The 20,399-nt window shown below is 54.3% G+C and carries 15 protein-coding genes and 3 pseudogenes; 13 read left to right on the top strand and 5 right to left on the bottom strand.

Annotation, left to right across the window (positions count from 1 at the left end):
- Positions 1-12: 12 nt before the first annotated feature.
- Positions 13-351, bottom strand: a complete 339-nt coding sequence (locus B6N13_RS23340) for a hypothetical protein (protein ID WP_231401330.1) — start codon at positions 349-351, stop codon at positions 13-15.
- The gene (locus B6N13_RS23335; RefSeq protein WP_015066563.1) at positions 293-991 is read right to left on the bottom strand and encodes an FAD-dependent oxidoreductase; all 699 of its coding nucleotides are present in this window, start codon (positions 989-991) and stop codon (positions 293-295) included. The genes B6N13_RS23340 and B6N13_RS23335 overlap by 59 nt, the downstream gene beginning before the upstream one ends.
- Before the next feature lie 345 nt (positions 992-1,336).
- Here B6N13_RS23335 and B6N13_RS08040 point away from each other — a divergent pair, with 345 nt between their 5' ends.
- Positions 1,337-2,365: a cation diffusion facilitator family transporter gene (locus tag B6N13_RS08040; protein WP_011788490.1), complete on the top strand. Its 1,029-nt coding sequence runs from the start codon at positions 1,337-1,339 to the stop codon at positions 2,363-2,365.
- Here B6N13_RS08040 and B6N13_RS23330 read toward each other — a convergent pair.
- Positions 2,356-2,502 (bottom strand): hypothetical protein, encoded by a 147-nt coding sequence (locus B6N13_RS23330; protein ID WP_248280286.1) that lies wholly within the window; start codon positions 2,500-2,502, stop codon positions 2,356-2,358. The two genes, B6N13_RS08040 and B6N13_RS23330, sit on opposite strands and share 10 nt — an antisense overlap.
- On the opposite strand from B6N13_RS23330, the pseudogene B6N13_RS08035 reads away from it, so the two are divergent.
- Together B6N13_RS08035 and B6N13_RS08030 are read left to right on the top strand one after the other, a co-directional pair.
- Positions 2,488-2,778, top strand: a pseudogene (locus tag B6N13_RS08035) (metalloregulator ArsR/SmtB family transcription factor). The gene B6N13_RS23330 and the pseudogene B6N13_RS08035 overlap by 15 nt on opposite strands.
- A 506-nt stretch (positions 2,779-3,284) precedes the next feature.
- Positions 3,285-5,939: a heavy metal translocating P-type ATPase gene (locus tag B6N13_RS08030; protein ID WP_011788492.1), complete on the top strand. Its 2,655-nt coding sequence runs from the start codon at positions 3,285-3,287 to the stop codon at positions 5,937-5,939.
- A 252-nt stretch (positions 5,940-6,191) separates the two neighbouring features.
- Here B6N13_RS08030 and B6N13_RS08025 read toward each other — a convergent pair.
- Positions 6,192-7,342, bottom strand: a protein-coding gene (locus tag B6N13_RS08025) for an IS3-like element ISShes1 family transposase (RefSeq protein WP_086022277.1) whose coding sequence is annotated in 2 segments (ribosomal slippage) — positions 6,192-7,099 and positions 7,099-7,342 — 1,152 coding nt in all. Because the reading frame shifts where the segments join, the coding sequence is not laid out codon by codon here.
- Positions 7,343-7,547: 205 nt separating this feature from the next.
- On the opposite strand from B6N13_RS08025, the gene B6N13_RS08020 reads away from it, so the two are divergent.
- The 5 genes and pseudogenes from B6N13_RS08020 (at position 7,548) to B6N13_RS07980 (ending at position 15,027) form a co-directional block, all read left to right on the top strand.
- The gene (locus tag B6N13_RS08020) at positions 7,548-8,858 is read left to right on the top strand and encodes an efflux RND transporter periplasmic adaptor subunit (RefSeq protein ID WP_011788493.1); all 1,311 of its coding nucleotides are present in this window, start codon (positions 7,548-7,550) and stop codon (positions 8,856-8,858) included.
- Positions 8,855-12,046 carry an efflux RND transporter permease subunit gene (locus B6N13_RS08015; protein ID WP_011788494.1) on the top strand — a complete coding sequence of 1,064 codons (3,192 nt, stop codon included), beginning with the start codon at positions 8,855-8,857 and terminating at the stop codon, positions 12,044-12,046. Before B6N13_RS08020 ends, B6N13_RS08015 begins: the two co-directional genes overlap by 4 nt.
- Before the next feature lies 1 nt (position 12,047).
- A complete protein-coding gene (locus B6N13_RS08010) occupies positions 12,048-13,541 on the top strand; it encodes an efflux transporter outer membrane subunit (RefSeq protein WP_011788495.1) in 1,494 nt (497 codons plus the stop codon).
- A 274-nt stretch (positions 13,542-13,815) separates the two neighbouring features.
- Positions 13,816-14,738, top strand: a pseudogene (locus B6N13_RS23325) (efflux RND transporter permease subunit); the annotation flags it as partial.
- 97 nt (positions 14,739-14,835) lie between these two features.
- On the top strand, positions 14,836-15,027 hold the full coding sequence (locus B6N13_RS07980; protein ID WP_015066565.1) for a heavy-metal-associated domain-containing protein: 192 nt from the start codon (positions 14,836-14,838) through the stop codon (positions 15,025-15,027).
- A gap of 78 nt (positions 15,028-15,105) precedes the next feature.
- Here B6N13_RS07980 and B6N13_RS07975 read toward each other — a convergent pair.
- Positions 15,106-15,608 (bottom strand): annotated as a pseudogene (locus B6N13_RS07975) (IS4 family transposase); the annotation flags it as partial.
- Positions 15,609-15,996: 388 nt separating this feature from the next.
- Between B6N13_RS07975 and tnpB the strand changes: the two are divergent.
- From tnpB to B6N13_RS07945, 5 genes are all read left to right on the top strand, one after another.
- The gene (gene tnpB, locus B6N13_RS07965) at positions 15,997-16,251 is read left to right on the top strand and encodes an IS66 family insertion sequence element accessory protein TnpB (protein ID WP_011788498.1); all 255 of its coding nucleotides are present in this window, start codon (positions 15,997-15,999) and stop codon (positions 16,249-16,251) included.
- Between the two features lie 210 nt (positions 16,252-16,461).
- Positions 16,462-17,154 carry a DsbC family protein gene (locus B6N13_RS07960; protein ID WP_001228924.1) on the top strand — a complete coding sequence of 231 codons (693 nt, stop codon included), beginning with the start codon at positions 16,462-16,464 and terminating at the stop codon, positions 17,152-17,154.
- Positions 17,154-19,553: a type IV secretion system protein TraC gene (gene traC / locus B6N13_RS07955; protein WP_011788499.1), complete on the top strand. Its 2,400-nt coding sequence runs from the start codon at positions 17,154-17,156 to the stop codon at positions 19,551-19,553. Before B6N13_RS07960 ends, traC begins: the two co-directional genes overlap by 1 nt.
- Positions 19,546-19,893: a hypothetical protein gene (locus B6N13_RS07950; RefSeq protein WP_011788500.1), complete on the top strand. Its 348-nt coding sequence runs from the start codon at positions 19,546-19,548 to the stop codon at positions 19,891-19,893. Before traC ends, B6N13_RS07950 begins: the two co-directional genes overlap by 8 nt.
- On the top strand, positions 19,877-20,389 hold the full coding sequence (locus B6N13_RS07945) for a S26 family signal peptidase (protein ID WP_011788501.1): 513 nt from the start codon (positions 19,877-19,879) through the stop codon (positions 20,387-20,389). The genes B6N13_RS07950 and B6N13_RS07945 overlap by 17 nt, the downstream gene beginning before the upstream one ends.
- The last annotated feature ends 10 nt before the right edge of the window (positions 20,390-20,399 follow it).

The following is a 20,399-nucleotide window of genomic DNA, read 5'->3' as shown; positions in this document are numbered from 1 at the left end:
GATTGCGATCTATTACAAGCTGGGGCCGTATGACCGCCCGCGGCTACACTCAATGAGATGAATGCGGGTCCAATTCTGATCAATCAGAAGTTCAGCGCGCTTATCGACCGCAAGTGAGGCCTTATTGAATGCCATCGCGATGACCGCCTCAGCCACAAGTTCGCTGATCTGCGGGCCGACTACATGTACGCCGAGGATTTCGTCTGTCGTAGGATTTGCGATCACCTTGACGAGACCCGCTGTCTCGCTCAATGCACGCGCGCGACCGTTAGCCATGAACGGAAATGTACAGCTACGATATGCTGCGCCCGCGTATTTGAGCTGCTGCTCGGTGCGACCTACCCAGGCGATTTCCGGGCTGGTGTAGATGACGTTGGGGATCGTGTTGAAATCGACATGACCGCGATGGCCTGCAATGCGCTCGACCACAGCGACACCTTCTGCGCTCGACCACAGCGACACCTTCTTCCTCTGCCATGTGCGCTAGCATCAGGCCGCGCACCACATCGGCGATGGCCCAGATACTGGGCACGCTGGTGCGCCATTCGCCGTTCACCACGACGGCTCCGCGCCCATCCAGTTCAAGGCCGACGGCGGCCCGAGTCATAAACGCCAGACCGTTTAAGAACTGCACCTTGTTTTTTCGGAACAGATAGAGTTTGCCTTCGTTGCTCGACTTCACGACCTGATTCTTGCGCTCCAGCATCACAGCCACGTCCATGCGTAGCTCGCCCGTGGACATGATGCCGAGCGCGCCGAAGTGGTGCTTGGCTTGGTCTAAGTTTTTGGACGACTGCAGCAGCGCCTTTGACGGGATGCACCCGATGTTGTTGCATGTACCGTCTTGGGTAGGCTTGCCTTCCTTGGTTTTCCAGGCATCGACGCAGGCGACATTCATGCCTAACTGCTCGGCGCGAATCGCTGCGATGTCGCCACCAGGCCCGGCGCCAATGACGATGACGATGACGATGACGTCGAAGTTCGTGTCCATGATTGAAATCTCCTAGATGTTTTCAGGCGCTTTCCTGCGTGGTGCTCGCGCTGCGGTTTTGGCCAGCCAGCGCCCCGTCCGATCTGGCTCACGACCATCCGAACCTTCCGGCGGGTCATCCTCTATCTGCGTCAGCACTTGGATCTGGGCCAACATCATCACGACCTGATTGTGGACGACCTGCACAGGGTGTGGCCAAGAGGATAGGCGTACTAAATAGCCGCATCGCCGCCACTCATCTTTCGCAGTCCTTAGTATGGTTTGCTAAAAATACATTGCATAAACATATGTTCATGTATTATATTTTACGTACAGTCAACCACCTAATTTCTGCGCGAGGCCCTGATGTCCCAATCGCACGATGAACATGGTCACGACCATGACCACACTCCAAAAGTGACCGGCGCTAACGAACGCAAGGTCTTGCTGTCCTTCTTCCTGATCTTCGGCTTCATGATCGTGGAGGCTGTCGGCGGCGTGCTGTCGGGCTCGCTGGCCCTTCTGGCCGATGCGGGCCACATGCTGACCGATGCAGCAGCGCTGGCTCTGGCATACGCGGCATTCCGGTTCGGGCGCCGACCAGCTGACAGCAAGCGCACCTTTGGCTACCTTCGGTTCGAGGTCATCGCCGGCTTCCTGAACGCTGTGACGCTCTTTGTGATCGTGGCATGGATCGCCTATGAAGCATGGGAGCGACTGCAAGCTCCGCCCGCCATCCTTGCCGGCCCGATGATGATCGTCGCCGTGCTTGGATTGTTGGTAAACGTTCTGGTGTTGTGGATCATGACCCGCGGAGAGACCGATCACGTCAACGTGAAGGGGGCCATCCTGCACGTGATGGGCGACCTGCTGGGCTCGGTCGGTGCCATCGTCGCTGCAGTGGTCATCTATCTCATTGGTTGGACGCCAATTGACCCCATCCTGTCGGTGCTGGTGGCAGCCCTGATCCTGCGCAGCGCCTGGAAGCTCCTGGCGAAATCGATCCACATTTTGCTCGAAGGTGCGCCCGAGGACGCTTCTCCGGAGCAGGTGGAACAAGGCCTGATGGGCGCGGTGCCTGGCTTGGCGGCCGTCAGTCATGTGCATGTATGGCAGCTTACCTCTGGTCGCACGATGGCCACGCTGCACGTTCGCCCTAGTGTGGCTGAGGAAGCGCGCACCGTGGTCAAGTGCGTAGAGGTGGTGCTTCGAGAGCAATTTGGCATCGAGCACGTGACGGTCGGGATCGAATGGAACTCTCCTGGTGAAAAGAACCTTTGCAGCTTGCAGCCGACAGGTGGGCCGCAAGGGCACACCCCACATGAGCATGACACTAGCCACAGCCATGAAAAGGGTCATAAGCACGACCATTCCGTCCCGGGTCATCAACACTGATGCTGCAGCCAGCGTAGTGCTGGCAGCTCAGGGACAAGAAATCCATGACTTCTCGAAAACACGCCAATGGCGACAATGCTCAGAATTGCGCCACCAATGCTCAGCGTTCGGCCCCAGAGCTCTTGGCGCTCTCTCATAGTGACGTCGCTGTTCTCGCTGAGACTTTTCTCCTGTTAGGAGATCAATCGCGCCTGAAGATCCTGCTACAGTGCATGCGCGGATCAGTCGCGGTGGGCGACATCGCAGAAACGCTCGATCTATCCCAATTCTTGGTCAGTCATCATCTGCGGCTCCTGCGTGGAGCTCGACTTGTGCGTGGATAACGTCAGGCGAAACATATCTTCTACGGCATCGCGGATGAGCACATCAGTCAAGTGTTTCAGGACATGGTCTGTCACTTCTCTGAGGAATGATTGCGAATTGCGTCGAACGCAAAGATGCCTACTTTTTGCTGGGCATTTTCGCGATTGCGCAAGAGAGGTGCCAGCCCGTCAGCAACTGTAATGCGCCATCCCAGTCCTGAGTAAGCGCGACTTCGCCCATGCGTGATGTTTGGGTGACGGTTGTATGAATCTGACCGCACTCAATCCCCTGGGCCTCATCAGCCGACGCCAGCTTTCACTCCCCCCCATCGTGAGCGTAGAAATTAACCATGCTAACTTCATGAATTAAATAATTGAACATATCTTCATATGTGTGCTAAAATTCAATCTGCATTTTGAAAATGTGTCGAAACTGTAAGCACGTGCGCCGCACGCCGCACGCCACAACCACAGACGATCGTAAACAGAAGGACAACAGCCTTCTTTTTTAATGATTAACACATGGATGTATGTTCATGTGTTTGTTATATTTAAGCAGTATGTGCGGCGTGCGGCGAACCTAACTTGCAAAGTGTTCAGAGAACTTGGAGGTAGATATGACAAGGGAAATAACGGAGTACCAGGACAAGGCTAGGGAGCAGCTGAGCTTCCGTGTGGAGGGCATGGATTGCGCGAGCTGCGTCGGCAAAATCGAGAAGGCCCTTTCCCGAATGGATGGGCTGACGGACGTGCAAGTCAATTTTTCTAGTGAAACGCTGACGTTGACTCGCAATCTGAAAAGCCGCTTCACTGCTCGCGATGTAGCTAAGAAAATCAAAACTTTGGGGTTCGGTGTGGAAGAACTGCCAGTGTCGTCGCTCTCGATTGCGGCCGTATCGCGCCAATCGGTCCATGCACATGACCACAGCGAAGATCACAAGGATGGTCACGCTTGCGGCGGTGATCATGGGCACGGCCACACGCAAAAGACAAACGGCGGGCATGAACACGGCTCCTGCAGTGGACATGATCACACCTCACACGCTCGCCGCGAGCCCCCTGGTAACCCACCCAACGTTTCGATGCACGTGGAAGGCATGGACTGCGCGAGCTGCGTTGGCAAGATTGAAACGGCTCTTGCTCGCATGGCGGGCGTATCAGATGCCCGCATCAACTTCACGGCAGAAACGCTTGAGCTGACGCTCGCGTCTGGAAGTCCTACACATATTGGCGACATCGAGAAGACCATCAAAAGCCTGGGTTTCGGCGTCTCCGACGTGCGCCGCCTTGATGGATCCTCGCCTGCCGCGCCTGCCCGCGTGCCCTCAGCTATCACTCAACGCTGGTGGCAGACGAAGAAGGGTAAGCATGTGCAGGGCCTAGCAGCTCTCATGGGCTCGGCCTATGCAGTTGCTCAATTTATCCCCGGCTATGCGGAATGGATCTTCGCCGCTGCCGTGATCGCTGGCGTACTCCCGTTCGCGCGCAAAGCCTTCGCGCTGGCCATATCTGGCTCCCCGTTCTCCATCGAAACACTGATGGTTGTCGCCTCGCTGGGCGCGCTCGTGATTGGCGAGGCCGAGGAGGCCGCTGCTGTGGTGTTCCTGTTCGCGGTCGGCGAGCTGCTTGAAAGTGTGGCCGCTGGCCGCGCCCGCGCCGGCATTAAAGCGCTGGCTTCTCTGGTGCCTAAAACTGCTGTCTTGCTCGACGCCAATGGTGGGCAGCGCGAAGTGCCCGCTGCCTCCCTGAGCGTGAACGACCGGGTTTTGGTGCGCCCGGGTGATCGAGTGCCCGCTGACGGCAAGATCTTCCGCGGCGAAAGCAGTCTCGATGAATCTCCGATCACAGGGGAGTCCGTGCCGCGTCAAAAGGCCGGTGGCGATGACGTATTTGCCGGCTCGATCAACGTCGACGGTGTGCTTGAAGTTCTGGTTGAGAAGGCTGCATCGGACAACACCATCTCGCGCATCATCCAGCTCGTCGAGCAAGCTCAATCCTCCAAGGCGCCGACGGCACGCTTCATCGAAAAGTTCAGCCGTTACTACACCCCGGCCGTGATGGCCATCGCGGCGCTGATCGTCGTGGTTCCCCCGCTTACCATGGGTGGTGATTGGGGCACTTGGCTGTACCGTGGTCTTGCTTTGCTGCTAATCGCGTGCCCGTGCGCCTTGGTTTTGTCAACGCCGGCGGCCATTGCCTCGGGACTGGCTGTTGCTACTCGCCGAGGTTTGCTGATTAAAGGTGGCAACGCCTTGGAAACCATTGGTCGCGTTCGCACAGTCGCCTTCGATAAGACTGGCACGCTGACAGAGGGCAAGCCGCGCATCACTGAAGTCGTGCCTTTCGGGCAATCCAAGCAGCAACAGGTACTGGCGCTCGCCGCCGCCGTCGAGTCTGGATCGAATCACCCGTTGGCGAAGGCAATCGTTGCCCACGCCAAGAGCCTCGATGTGGAGGTTCCACAAGCCACCGAAGCATTCGCTATCCCGGGCAAGGCAGTTCGCGCTACCGTGAACGGCAGCAAGCTAGCCGTGGGATCGCCCGTCCATGCAGGGCAGATGGCCACGCTGACCCTCGCGCACCAGCAGGAAATCGCCAAGCTGGAAGATGGTGGCAAGACGGTGGTGGTTCTGTTCGACGAAGCAAGCAAGAATGTCATGGGCCTGTTGGCCTTGCGTGACGAACCTCGCCGTGACGCCCGCGAAGGCGTGGCCCAGCTCAAGGCGATGGGTGTGCGCTCGGTCATGCTCACCGGTGACAATCGGAGAACTGCGCAGGCCATCGCCGGCAAGCTGGATATCGAGTGGGAGAGTGAGTTGCTTCCGCAAGACAAGTTGCGCCTGGTCAACGACTTGAAGCGCGACGCGAAGGTGGCGATGGTCGGCGACGGCATCAACGACGCGCCGGCCTTGGCGACCGCCGATGTAGGGATCGCCATGGGCGGCGGCACCGACGTGGCCCTAGAGACCGCAGACGCTGCTCTGCTCAAGAGCCGCGTCACGGACGTTGCGCACCTGGTGGCGCTGTCCCGCGCGACGATGGCCAACATCCACCAGAACGTAGTGTTCGCCATTGGCCTCAAGGGCCTGTTCCTAGTCACCAGTGTGCTGGGTATCACTGGCCTTTGGGTTGCTGTGCTGGCCGACACCGGTGCCACCGCTTTGGTCACGCTCAATGCGCTGCGCCTACTCCGCTTTAAGGGTGCCCAAGAGCCAGCCGATGGCCAGAACGGAGGTCATCAAAGCTCTGTGTCCGTACAGGATGCCCATTGAGGTATTGCAGAGGGCTTGAACTGCCGTTGTTGCGGCGCCAAGCCCTTCCATATCTTCATCTGTAAATCGATCTCCGAAAACATCGATGTTAGGCGATAAACGAATGCCTTTAGAACAACGAGTTTAAATAGATGGGATGATCGGACGTGGATAATGGGCTCAGATGCGTCCCTTTCGGCCGTAACTGCATCTCATGCGTTCACCGGGAGGCCGGAAGGTTCCTGATCTGATCCGCTAACTCTGGACACTTAACTAAGCACTGTGTTTCAGTTCAAAATTCTCAGGGCTTAAATAGCCAAGTGAACTATGCCTTCTGGTTTTGTTGTAATCAACTTCTATGTATTCAAAAACGGTCTGTCGCATGGTTTCCCGGTCCATGATTGGCTCGTACTGAATCGCCTCAACCTTCAGTGAATGGAAGAAGCTCTCTGCACAGGCATTGTCCCAGCAGCAGGCTTTGCGGCTCATACTTTGGGTAAGTTGATGTTTTTCAATCAGATTTCGATAGGCATGTGAACAATATTGGCTACCGCGGTCGCTGTGAACAATTACATTTTTCGGGAACCCACGGCGGAACAATGCCATAGTCAGTGCATCACAAGCCAACTGAGCCGTCATACGATTATTCATTGACCAGCCAATCACAGCTCGCGAGTACAAATCAATAATCACCGCCAGATACAGCCAGCCTTCGCTTGTCATCAGATACGTGATATCACCGACCCATTTTTGGTTCGGGCCAGTGGTATCGAAGTTCTGCTCCAATAGGTTTGGCGCTACCGGAAGCTGGTGATCGCTATCGGTTGTGGTTTTGAATTTACGCGCAGCTTTAGCCACTAAATTCTGCCTTGTCATGCTGTTCATAATGGTTTTCAGATCAGCGCATTCCCCATCCTCCGCGAGGTCGGCTTGAATACGCCGAGCGCCTGAGCGCTCTTTGCTCTGGACAAAAAAAGCTTTGATTTGCTCATCACGGCTGTGCTGTTTGAGCAAGCGCGCACTCGGTTCTTTGCTTGATTTTCGCCAGGCATAATACCCACTTCGCGTCACGCCAAGCACCGCCGCCATTGGTTTTAGGCGGAACTGGTGCTGGTGTTCGAGCATAAATTCGAATCGGTTTACTTTTGATTCTTCGCGAAGTAGGTGGCCGCCTTTTTTAGGATGGCTAAATCCTCGGCTTGGTCAGCTAACTGGCGTTTTAACTTGGCAACTTCAGCAGCAAGTTCTGCTTCGCGTTGGCTGGTTGTCGATTTCTTTTCAATGGCAGAGCGCCAGTTATAAAGTTGTGATTCGTAGATTTTGAGTTGCCTAGCCGCTTCAGCAACACCGACACGTTCGGCTAGTTTAAGGGCTTCTGCTTTAAATTCAGCAGTGTGAGTCTTGCGGGTCTTTTGGGTTGTCATATTCACCTCGTTAAGTCATTTTACTCACTTAGCGTGGTGTCCAAAAGTATTGGATCAGATCATCCAGAGCTTGTAGTCCAGTCCCATGCTCGTCATGGTCATCGAAAAAGGCTTGACCTTGACGTGGTTGTAAGGGCTAGCCTTTAGAAACATATGCGAACCGCTTCGGATGGACCGAAGCCCCGTAATAAAAAAGGTAACTTCCATGCATAAAAAAATCAGGATCATTTTGGTAGCTAGCGTCATCGCGGCCGTCGGGGGGATAGCGGTGGCTGCCCGAGATGGCAAGGATGAAAGTAAACCAGCAGCACCACCAGCTGGCGCACCGATGGCACCGCAGGTGCCTGTGGCTGAGGCCATCACGCGCACAATCACGCCGTCAACTGAGTTCACCGGCTTTTTGGCCGCACCGAAGGTGGTCGAGTTGCGCTCGCGTGTGGGGGGGGCCGTCGACGCGGTGAGCGTGCCCGAGGGAAGTCTGGTACGCAAGGGGCAATTGTTGTTCCAGATTGACCCACGGCCTTTCCAAGTCGCGCTCGACACCGCCACGGCGCAGTTGCGGCAGGCTGAGGTGCTGTCCAGTCAGGCTCAGGCCGACTTTGATCGTGCCGAGCGGCTTGTTGCCACTGGCGCCCTGTCTCGGAAGACCTATGACGATGCAGTCTCCGCACGCAATGCGCGTCAGGCGCAGGTACAGGCGGCAAAGGCCACAGTCGCAGCGGCGCAGCTCGACCTGTCCTACGCGCGGGTATCGGCACCAATTGCCGGGCGCGTGGACCGAGTGCTGGTGACCGAGGGCAACCTGGTCAGCGGCGGCGGTGCAGGAGCAGCCACGCTACTTACCACGATCGTGTCCATCGATCCTGTGCACGTCTATTTCGACATCGATGAGGCAACCTACGTCAATGTGGTGAGCCGCTCGAGACCTGGTTCAGGGACTCATGCTTCGTTGCCCGTTCAAGTAGGCTTGAGCACTGACAGAAACTTTCCGTACAAGGGCGTGCTCGACTTCGTCGGCAATGCGATTGATAGAAGTACCGGCACGATCCGCGCTCGCGCGGTCGTCCCCAACCCTGATGGACGGCTGACGCCTGGGCTGTTTGCGAGGGCCAAGCTCTCCACCGCAAGCTCTCGGCAGGCCGTCCTCATCGACGACCAAGCGGTTGGCACCGATCAAGGCCGAAACTATGTTCTGGTCGTGGGTGAAAACAACCAAGCTCAGTATCGTCCGATTGAGCTGGGTCCCGTAGTCGACGGTCTGCGCGTTATAAACGGTGGCCTGCAGGGTGGCGAAAAAATCATAATCAAAGGCCTCGTACGACCTGGTATGACTGTCACGCCGCGCATGGTGCCCATGCAGGGGCCGGCAGCACCGGCCGCCGGCGCTCCCGACGCGACTAAGACTGCGGCTAGTGCCCCGGCAGTCCCTGCGGAGTCTGCCAAGGCCGCTGGGGCGGCTGGGGCCGATCAGGTCAAGGCTGACAGCGCAGCTGGCTCAGCGGAGGCTCGCAAATGAATTTCCCCCGTTTCTTCATCAACCGCCCTATCTTCGCAATCGTCCTTTCGGTGCTGATGCTGATCGCGGGCGCGATCAGCTACTTCCAGTTGCCACTGAGCGAGTACCCTCAGGTTACCCCCCCAACGGTACAGGTCACGGCGAGCTATCCCGGCGCCAATCCGCAAGTGATTGCCGACACCGTGGCATCGCCGCTAGAGCAAGCCATCAACGGCGTGGAAGGCATGATGTACATGCAGTCCCAGATGTCCACGGACGGAAAGATGGTGCTCACCATCTCTTTCGAGCAACACATCAACGCCGATATCGCGCAAATCCAGGTGCAGAACCGGGTGTCGCGTGCGCTACCCCGGTTGCCACCCGAGGTCCAACGCATCGGCGTTGTGACTGAGAAGACCGCGCCCGACATCCTGATGGTTGTGAACATGCTATCGCCAGGGGATCGTTACGACCCGCTGTATGTGTCCAACTACGCGATGCTCAACGTCCGTGACGAACTGGCACGCCTGCCGGGCATCGCCAACGTGTTGCTTGGTGGTGAGGGTGAGTACGCGATGCGGGTCTGGCTCGACCCCGAAAAGGTTGCGTCTCGTGGCATGACCGCTAGCGATGTGGTCGCCGCCATTCGGGAGCAGAACGTGCAGGTTGCGGCCGGCTCTATCGGTCAGCAGCCTAACGCCTCGTCTGCCTTTCAGGTCACCGTCAACGCACTCGGGCGTCTCACCACCGAAGAGCAATTCGGCGATATCGTCATCAAGGCTGGCACCCACGGCCAGGTTACACGCTTGCGCGACGTGGCACGTGTGGAGTTAGGTGCGGAGAACTACACCATGCGCGCCCAACTTGATGGCGGCAACACGGTTGGCATTCAGATCCTGATGACGCCTGGCTCCAATGCACTAGATGTGTCTAGCGCGGTACGCGCGACGATGGATCGTCTACAAGCAAGCTTTCCAGAGGGCATCGAGTACAAGATCGCCTACGATCCTACGGTCTTCGTGCGGGCCTCGCTTCAGTCTGTAGCGGTCACGCTGCTAGAGGCGATTCTGCTGGTGGTGATCGTGGTGGTGCTGTTCCTGCAATCCTGGAGAGCGTCGATCATCCCGCTGATCGCCGTGCCGGTCTCGCTGGTCGGCACCTTCGCCGTAATGCACATGTTCGGCTTCTCGTTGAACACACTGTCATTGTTCGGCCTCGTACTCTCAATCGGCATTGTTGTGGACGACGCCATCGTCGTGGTAGAAAACGTGGAGCGCCACATGGCACTTGGCGAGTCGCCCAAGGACGCAGCGCTCAAAGCCATGGACGAGGTTACTGGCCCGATCCTGGCCATCACCTCGGTGCTGGCGGCGGTCTTCATTCCCTCGGCGTTCCTGTCTGGGCTGCAAGGCGAGTTCTATCGCCAGTTCGCGCTGACCATCGCGTTCTCGACCATCCTATCGGCGATCAATTCGCTCACACTGTCGCCCGCGCTGGCCGCCATCCTGCTCAAGCCGCATCATGGCGCGGCCCAGCCCGATCGAGTCACGCGCCTCATCGACGGCCTGTTTGGTGGCTTCTTCCGCCGCTTCAACCGCTTCTTTGACAGCGCCTCGAATGCTTATGTCGGAGGCGTGCGCCGCGCAGTTCGCGGAAGTGCTGTGGTGCTGCTGCTCTATGTCGGTTTCCTGGGGTTGACGTGGCTGGGCTTTCATAAGGTACCTGCCGGCTTTGTGCCCGCACAGGACAAGTATTACCTCGTGGGCATCGCCCAGCTTCCGACTGGTGCCTCGCTGGACCGCACCGACGCGGTTGTCAAGGAAATGAGCAAGATCGCGCTTGCCGAGCCTGGCGTCGAAAGCGTGATGGCATTCCCCGGCTTCTCCTTCAACGGCCCAGTGAATCAGCCCAACACCGCGCTGGTGTTCGCCATGCTCAAGCCCTTCAACGAACGAAAGGACCCGTCGTTGTCGGCGTTCGCCATTCAAGGCAGGCTCATGGGCAAATTCAGTCAAATACCGGACGGCTTCGTCGGGATTTTTCCTCCGCCACCGGTGCCTGGCCTGGGTTCAATGGGCGGCTTCAAGTTGCAGATCGAAGACCGTGCGGGCCTGGGGCCAGACGCACTTGCACAGGCCCAAGGTCAGATCATGGGCAAAGCCATGCAAGCGCCTGAGCTGGCCAACATGTTGGCCAGCTTCCAGGCCAATGCTCCACAGTTGCAGGTGGACATCGACCGCGTAAAGGCCAAGTCGCAAGGTGTGTCGCTGACCGAAGTTTTTGACACGCTGCAGATCAATCTGGGCTCGCTTTATGTCAATGACTTCAATCGATTTGGCCGAACTTACCGAGTGATGACGCAGGCCGATGCGAAGTTCCGTATGCAGGCTGAAGACATTGGCATGCTGAAGGTGCGGAACGCTTCGGGGGACATGATCCCGTTGAGCGCGATCGCGACGATCTCACGTAGCTCCGGTCCCGATCGAGTGATGCACTACAACGGGTTCCCATCAGCTGACATCAGCGGCGGACCAGCACCGGGCTATTCGTCTGGCCAGGCTACTGCCGCGATCGAGAAGATCGTGAGCGAATCGCTGCCGGACGGCATGACCTACGAATGGACTGACTTGACGTTCCAAGAAAAGCGGGTTGGCAACACCTCCATCTACATTTTTGCGTTGGCAGTGCTGTTGGCATTCTTGTTCCTGGCAGCTCAGTACAACAGTTGGTCGCTTCCATTCGCTGTTCTGTTGATCGCGCCCATGGCGTTGCTTTCGGCGATCGCCGGTGTTTGGCTTACGGGCGGCGACAACAATATCTTCACGCAAATTGGCTTCGTGGTGCTCGTAGGCCTGGCAGCCAAGAATGCAATTCTGATCGTGGAGTTTGCCCGTGCCAAGGAGAGTGAAGGTGTCGATCCGTTGGCGGCCGTGCTTGAAGCGGCGCGGCTGCGGCTGCGCCCGATTCTGATGACGTCACTGGCTTTTATCGCTGGCGTGATACCGCTGGTGCTCGCGAGTGGAGCGGGTGCCGAGATGCGTCACGCAATGGGTATCGCTGTGTTCGCCGGCATGTTGGGCGTGACGGCATTCGGTCTGGTGCTCACGCCGGTGTTCTACGTCGTAGTGCGCAAGCTGGCGTTGCGTCGTGAAGCCAGTCAAGCCCGCGTCGGTATGAGCGACAAGCATAACGGCCAGGAGGAATTTTGAGATGAAGAAACCTTTCGCACTCACACAACCTGCCAAGAGCTTGGCACCGGTAGCTTTCGCGATAGCGTTAGCCGGTTGTTCCATGGCACCCAAGTACGATCGGCCGCCAGCGCCGATTGATATAGTATATCCTTCGGGCGCGGCCTATGCAGAACCGGCGAAAGCGACGCCAGAGGCCCCAGTCACGGACGCGGCCGATATCGGCTGGCGAGATTTCTTCCGCGACCCGCTGTTGCAACAATTGATCGGTATCGCGCTGGAGAGCAACCGCGACATGCGCAAAGCTGCGCTCAACGTTGAGGCGGCGCAGGCACTGTACCGCATTCAGCGCGCTGAGGTGCTCCCGAACTTGGGGGTATCCGGCAGAGGGGCCGCAGAACGACTGCCAGCCGATCTCAGCAACACCGGCGCTGCCGACGTCGTGCGTCGTTACGAGGTTGCTGGGGTGACCGCTGCCTGGGAACTGGACGTCTGGGGCCGTATCCGCAGCCTCAGCAACCAAGCGCTGGCTTCCTACTTGGCTATGGACGAGACTCGCATAGCGACGCAGATGAGTTTGATCTCTGAGGTTGCTAACGCCTATCTCACGTTGCGGGCTGACCAGGAGTTACTGCAGTTAACAGGCGAGACGCTCGGCACGCAAAAGCGTTCGCATGAACTTACTGCCCAACTGTTCGAGGCTGGCAATGCCACGCAACTTGACGTGCGCCGCTCGGAAATTGTACTGCGTACAGCCGAGGCCAACTTCGCGGACTACACACGTCAAACGGCCAAAGACCGAAACGCGCTAGTGCTACTGCTCGGCCAGCCGCTGACGCTTGAGCTGTCGCAGCAACTTGACAAAGCCATAGTGCTGCCGGATGGCATCGTGCCGACCGAACTGCCCAGTGGCCTACCTTCTGAGTTGCTCGTGCGCCGACCGGATGTGCGCGCGGCCGAGCAGGTACTTCTGGGTGCCAACGCCAGTATCGGAGCAGCGCGAGCCGCTTTCTTCCCCACCATCAGCTTGACGGGTTCGGCGGGGACGGCAAGCGCATCGCTTGATGGGCTCTTCGAATCGGGTTCGCGCGCCTGGAGCTTCTTGCCGCAGATTACGGTGCCTATTTTCCGGGGTGGCGCGTTGCGCGCCAATCTGGATGTGGCGCACGTAAAAAAGCGCATCGAGATCGCCAACTACGAGAAGTCCATTCAAGTTGCTTTTAGTGAAGTGGCTGATGGCCTTGCCGGCAAGCGAACACTTGATGAGCAGATTCGTTCAGAGCAATTCCTGGTTGCTGCTAGTCAGGGCATGTATGACCTGGCCGAGCAACGTTTCAGGGAAGGTGTGGACGATAACCTCACCTTGCTTGACGCGCAGCGTACGCTGTACAGCGCGCAGCAGACGTTGGTGCGTACGCGTCTGGCTCGGTTGAGCAACCTTATCGCGCTCTACAAGGCTCTGGGAGGCGGGTGGACAGAGAGCACACCAAGTGGTGTGGCGCAAGCGAGTCGATAGTTAGTTTTTCCCTACTGGCACTGGTATTGGATATTCGTACCAAGAAATGACGCATGGTGGCAGTCGCCTCCATGCGTGTGTAGATGAGTATGAAAACCGGCGAGCTTGCAAAGCTAACGAGGACTCCCTGGGTTCTACGAGGCTCAGGGTCTTTTACCTGCTCCTGATCGTTATAGCAACAACTAAAGGCAATAAAGGCAGGAGCAAGTTGAGCGGTTGCAGCTTATACTAAGTTGCAAAGTATTAGGTATCAGTCTGGAGCAGATCCGGACTATCTCAGGGGGTAGCTTTGACCGACATTTTTGATGTATTACAGGTAAATTTGGGATCGCTTTACGTCAATGATTTTAATGGATTTGGCCGTACCTACCGTGTAATAACTCAAGCTGATGCCCCATTCCGTATGCAGGCAGACGATATTGGATTATTGAAAGTCAGGAATTCTGCTGGTGATATGATCCCTTTATAAGTATTGATCAATATCAAACTAACTTCAGATCCTGATCGCGTTATGAGATACAACGGCTATCCATCCGCTGATATTACGGGAGGTACTGCATCAGGATATTCTTTTGGTCAGGCTACAGATGCTATTGAGAAAATAGTTAAGGAAAATCTACCTGAAGGTATGGCGTACGAATGGACTGATCTGACCTATCAGGAAAAATTAGCGGGCAATTCCGCACTGTATATTTTCCCATTGGCGGTATTCTTTGCATTCTTGATTCTTGCCGCTCAGTACAACAGTTGGTCGCTTCCATTTGCTGTGCTGCTTATTGCACCAATGGCACTCCTTTCTGCAATTGGCGGTATATGGATCTAAACGGTGATAATAACATCTATACTCAAATTGGCTTCGTTGTTTTAGTCGGGCTGGCCGCAAAAAATGCCATTTTAATCGTTGATTTTGCAAGGACTCAGGAGAATTAGTGACGATCACCGCTTGGGGCCGTACTCGAGGCAGCGTACTTACGTTTGCGTCCTATTTTGATGACTTCTCTTGTATTTATTGCTGGTGTGATATCTCTTGTACTAGCTAGTGGTGCTGGAGCAGAAATGCGTCACGCCATGGGTATTGCAGTGTTTGCCGGTATGCTTGGTGTAACCTTCTTTGGATTACTACTTACGCCGGTGTTTTACGTTATAGTAAGAAATCTGTCATTAAGAAAAAACGCAGAAAGTATAGTCAATCTTTAGTGAAAAGATATCAGAGTGAAATGAGTTTAGACCTTGACCTTACAACAGTGGAAAGCCCTACAATCAGAAGTACTCAAACCAAACTGGAGGTATATAAATGCAATTTCATTTAGAAAATATGACATGTGGGGGCTGCGCCCGGACGGTAACTAAAGCAATTAAGGATATAGACCCAGAGGCTACAGTTTTAACTGATCCTCCGACTCGTAAGGTGACGGTAAAAACTTCATTATCAGTTGAAAAGGTCTCCTATGCTCTAATTGAAGCAGGCTTCCCTCCTCGGGATTAGTATTTTCCTTTTACGGTTGCCTCCTGAATGAGGCAACTTTAAATTTCGCATTCAGGGCATTCATTCATAGACTGGACCTTAAGAATTAAGCCCATGCAGTATCCCATCTAACGTGATGTTTTGTTTGTCTTTTGACTGTTGGGCTTTTTGGGCGTTCTTCGTTATATAACGGGTCGCCCAATCTATCCTCTCCGCTATTTCTGACCATGCGTGCTGGCTGATGCTTTCAAGATCGGCAACAGCCAAATTTCCACATTTTTGGCGGCCTTGAATAGCTAGACTGATGGCATGATTTGAAGAAAGACGCTTCGCCGAATGATCAGAGCGAGCAGGCTTGACCATACCAAACCATCTACAATCGCTTTCTGTGCCGCCATAAATTTCTGCAAGTTTGTATGGGATTTCAACTCTTTGAATCGCAACTTCACCTGCCAGCGACAACGATAGATTGCCATAACATCATCCGCTTAGTAGGTTTCCCGCGGGAGGTTGATAAGCCAGATGCAAAATCGTATTTCTCCGGCAAAACAGAGCCTTATTACTCTGAATATCTGCTTTCCTCGACGAACTTGCAAATCGAGCGTAAGCGCCTCATAAACCGCGCATTCTAATCACCTAACACGCAGAATAAGATCAAGTCTCCAACCATAAGGAGATTTAAAATGGCAAACGATGCACCAACCAATAATGGCAAACGCTAATCAAGCAATCTGAATCGAGTTCATTATCAACACTCACATTTTGTAAGCTCAATCAACTCAATCCCTCAACGTTCTCTGCCAAGCGCCAGCAACTCAACAACACTGGCGCATCTCAAGGTTTTGTTAGAGCAGAAGTCGTTGAAAAGATAACTCAGTATCAGGCCCAAGTGGCAACCGCCAACATGACACTCTTCGTCAATGATATCGAACTGCGCAATCCCCAATGCACGCCAGTAAGTAACCTGGCTGAACTCATCGGTGCGCTATCATGAAAGGCATGCTGAGCTCACTAGAGATTTATCTGTATCGTGAAAGTGTCGATTTTAGAAAGTCCATCAACGGCCTTGCCGCGATTATCGAAAGTGACACCGATTTACCGTTAGTAAGTGGCGCATTATTCCTGTTCACCAAAAACAGCGCGATAAAATCAAAGTGTTGTGCTGGCGTGTGCCACGAACAAAAGGTTAATACCTTTTGGATCTGTATTTCTGATGAGAGAAGGCCTCTCGAAATCTACCTGTAGGGGGCGGTTTCAAAACCACCAAGTGCTTCTGTAAAGTGCGGTTTGGAGACTTATCTGATCGCTCATTCAACACTGAGTTCACCTTCGCAGGTGATCTACACTTCGGAGCAGCTATTTAGTAAGGTATTCAATTCTTCAATCTATCTAACCGAGTCCACATAGGACAACTGCATAGACTGGAGCCTCGATTTACATTAACGAGGACTCCTCATGCGAAAACTATCTCCAATTATTCTGGCGCTTGCGCTGTCTCCATTGGTTCAAGCTGAACCTGTGTCTGAAGTGTCGCCCGTTGGCAAAATTGACGGCATGGTTTCTTTACCTGTCACGGGTATGAAAGCGGTCGAAAGCAATGGCCGTATTGTTTTCATGTCAGACAGTGGCCGGTTCGTCATTGATGGCACGCTCTATGATGCCTGGTCCAAAAAGCCGCTTACCAGTCTTGAAGAAATTCGTGAAGCGGGGAACACGCTGGACTTAAGTCGTCTTGGCTTAAAAATGGATGATTTGAACCCACTGACGCTGGGCGAAGGCAAAAAGAAAGTGGTGGTCTTTGTTGATCCACGATGCCCGCACTGCCATGAGCTTTTGAAACAAGCTTTACCGCTAACCAAAGAATACACCTTCCAAATACTCCCTGTGCCAGTGCTTGGTCCTGATTCAGAGCGTCAGGTTCGCCAGCTTGGCTGTGCGCGTGACAAGAAAGCGGCCACCGATGCATTGCTCAATGGCCGGATTGGTAACCTAGAACAGGATGATGCCTGCAACTTAGAGCCAATGCAGCGTACCTTGGTGACGGCTCAAATCCTGGGCATTCAAGGTGTGCCTTTCATCGTCGCCAATGATGGTCGCATCAGTCGAGGCCGTCCTTATGATCTTTCTGCTTGGTTGGAGGGGCGTTAATGAAAGCCTCTCTGTATTCAGGGCAACGCGCTTCAGAGCTGTTGCCAGTATTGGCCTATTCAGACGATGAGCAACTGTTTTTCATGGAAGACCAGAGTGTTGGCTTTGGTTTTCTATGTGACCCATTGCCGGGTGGTGATGAGTCTGTTGCAGATAGGGTTAATGTTCTACTCAACAACGACTGGCCAAAAGACACTTTGCTGCAATTTGGCCTGTACGCCTCGCCTGATATTCAAACCGACCTTCAACGCATGATGGGCTTACGGCATCGTCAATCCGATCCATTGCTCAGGGCGTCGATACGCAAACGTGCGGATTTCCTCGATGGGGGCACGGTTCAACCGATAGAAGAATCGACCCAGACTCAGGTACGCAACTTTCAACTGATCGTCACCTGCAAATTGCCTTTGGAAAGTCCTATACCGACGGAGCGTGAGTTGAGTCGAGCATCCGCGATTCGGGCTTCTTTCTCGCAAGCGCTGGCAACGGTTGGTTTTCGCGTCACTGAGATGACTGACCGAAATTGGCTCGCGGCATTAAGTTCGCAACTTAACTGGGGAAAAGATGCTTCTTGGCGCAATCCATCTCCAATCCGCAGTGAGGCAGATAAACCACTTCGAGAGCAAGTGTTGGATTATGACCGAGCTATCAAGGTGGATAGCCAAGGTCTGATGCTGGGCGATTACCGAGTTAAAACCTTATCGTTTAAGCGCTTGCCTGAGCGGATCTGGTTTGGTCATGCCGCAAGTTTTGCGGGCGATATGATGACGGGCAGTCGCGGTTTACGCGGCAGCTTTTTGCTGAATGTCACCATTCACTTTCCTTCAGCCGAGGCCATGCGATCTCGTTTAGAGACGAAGCGTCAATGGGCGGTCAATCAGGCCTATGGCCCGATGCTCAAGTTTGTGCCGGTGCTTGCAGCCAAGAAAAAGGGATTTGATGTTCTTTTTGAAGCCTTGCAAGAAGGTGATCGTCCTATTCGGGCAAACATGACCTTAACGCTGTTTTCCCAAACGGAAGAAGCGTCCATCAGCTCTGTTTCAAATGCTCGAACTTATTTCAAAGAACTCGGATTTGAGCTGATGGAAGACAAGTACTTCTGTTTGCCCATTTTTCTGAATGCCCTGCCATTTGGTGCCGACCGCCAGGCGATGAACGACTTGTTTCGATTCAAGACCATGGCGACACGGCATGTGATCCCTCTGTTGCCTTTGTTTGCGGATTGGAAAGGCACGGGCACGCCAGTGATTAACTTTGTTTCCCGTAATGGCCAGATCATGAGTGTGTCCCTTTATGACTCGGGCAGTAATTACAACTGTTGCATCGCGGCGCAATCGGGGTCGGGTAAGTCATTCCTGGTGAACGAAATCATCTCCTCCTACTTATCTGAAGGCGGCCAATGCTGGGTGATTGATGTTGGCCGCTCTTATGAAAAGCTGTGTGAAGTCTATGACGGTGAGTTCTTACAGTTCGGGCGGGACAGTGGCATTTGCTTGAATCCGTTTGAAATTGTTGAGGACTATGACGAAGAAGCGGATGTGCTGGTTGGGCTATTGGCTGCAATGGCCGCACCTACGCAGTCATTAACTGATTTTCAGATGGCCAACCTAAAGCGTCAGACCCGTGAACTTTGGGAGAAAAAAGGTCGTGCCATGTTGGTTGATGATGTGGCTGAGGCCTTAAAAAATCATGAAGACCGTCGTGTGCAAGACGTGGGTGAGCAGCTCTATCCGTTTACGACACAGGGCGAATATGGCCGTTTCTTTAATGGTCACAACAATATTCGTTTCAAAAACCGTTTCACTGTTCTGGAGTTAGAAGAGCTCAAGGGGCGCAAGCACCTACAACAAGTGGTGTTGCTTCAGCTTATCTACCAAATCCAACAAGAGATGTACTTAGGTGAGCGGGATCGTCGCAAGATTGTGTTCATTGACGAAGCCTGGGATCTGCTGACTCAAGGTGATGTCGGTAAGTTTATCGAGACGGGTTACCGTCGATTTCGAAAATATGGCGGCAGTGCTGTAACGGTAACGCAGTCGGTCAACGATTTATACGACAGCCCTACAGGTAAAGCCATCGCTGAAAACTCGGCCAATATGTACCTGCTTGGCCAAAAAGCTGAAACCATCAACGCGCTCAAAAAAGAAGGCCGCTTGCCACTCGGTGAAGGCGGTTATGAATACCTGAAAACCGTTCATACCGTCACTGGTGTCTATTCCGAAATTTTCTTTATTACCGAGATGGGCACCGGGATTGGCCGCCTCATCGTCGATCCGTTTCACAAGCTGTTGTACTCGTCCCGTGCAGAAGATGTAAACGCGATTAAGCAGTTAACGCGTAAAGGCCTTTCTGTTGCTGATGCCATCTCCCAGTTGTTAAAGGAGCGAGGCTATGAATAAGTCCACGCTTTGGCCATTTATGGCCTCTATTACTTTGTCTATTGCAGGCAGCGGTTTAATGACCAGCTGGCTCTTAATGAAAACACTCGAACCTATCCACAGCCAGTTGGCGTTAAGTACGCCCATTGCAGTCGTGGATTTTGGGGAGGCGGTGCTGTCACTGGGCCCCAATGCCAGCGAACAAGACATCGAATCCAGGTTGCTTCAGACCAATCAGCAAATTGAAAAGCTAAAAGCAGCCGGTTTTATCGTGCTGGATGCCCAAGCGGTGGTGGGTGCTGATGATTCCATATTTGTGCCAGTAGGCTCAAAGGAGGTGTCTCATGCAGATACTCCGTAAAAGAATGCCTTGGCGGCCATATCTCATCCGGTTGGCCGCTCTTGCGTTAATCATGGCCTTGGTAGGCACCTACGCCATGATGCGCTACCGAATAGGTATTGATACCCAGCAAGAGCGCTGCCTGCCTGATACCACGGTGTATCTGATTGACCTATGGAATAAAGAGCCCGTTAAGGATGGTTTGTATGCCTTCCACTCAAAAGGACTTGCTCCGTTATATAACGACGGTACTCGTATGCTTAAACGCCTAACAGGGATGCCAGGGGATGAAGTCAAGGTGACGCCTGAGCATGTGCTGGTGAACGGTGCTGAAGTCTCTACTGGCATGGCATTAGCCCAGCGTCTTGGTGTGGCTGAAACAGAATTTAGCCGTTCATTGATGCTGCAAGAAAACGAATATTGGTTTTCCGGCGAGGCCGCAACGAGTTTCGACTCCCGCTATTGGAATGCCGTTAAGCGCGAGCAGATTGTCGGTCGCGCTTGGCCGCTTTGGTAGGAGGTGGAAG

It is taken from the genome of Marinomonas sp. UCMA 3892 (assembly GCF_012726345.1).
Lineage (GTDB): Bacteria > Pseudomonadota > Gammaproteobacteria > Pseudomonadales > Marinomonadaceae > Marinomonas.
Note: the sequence above shows the minus strand (reverse complement) of the source record. Positions and strands in the feature narration are given on the sequence as shown.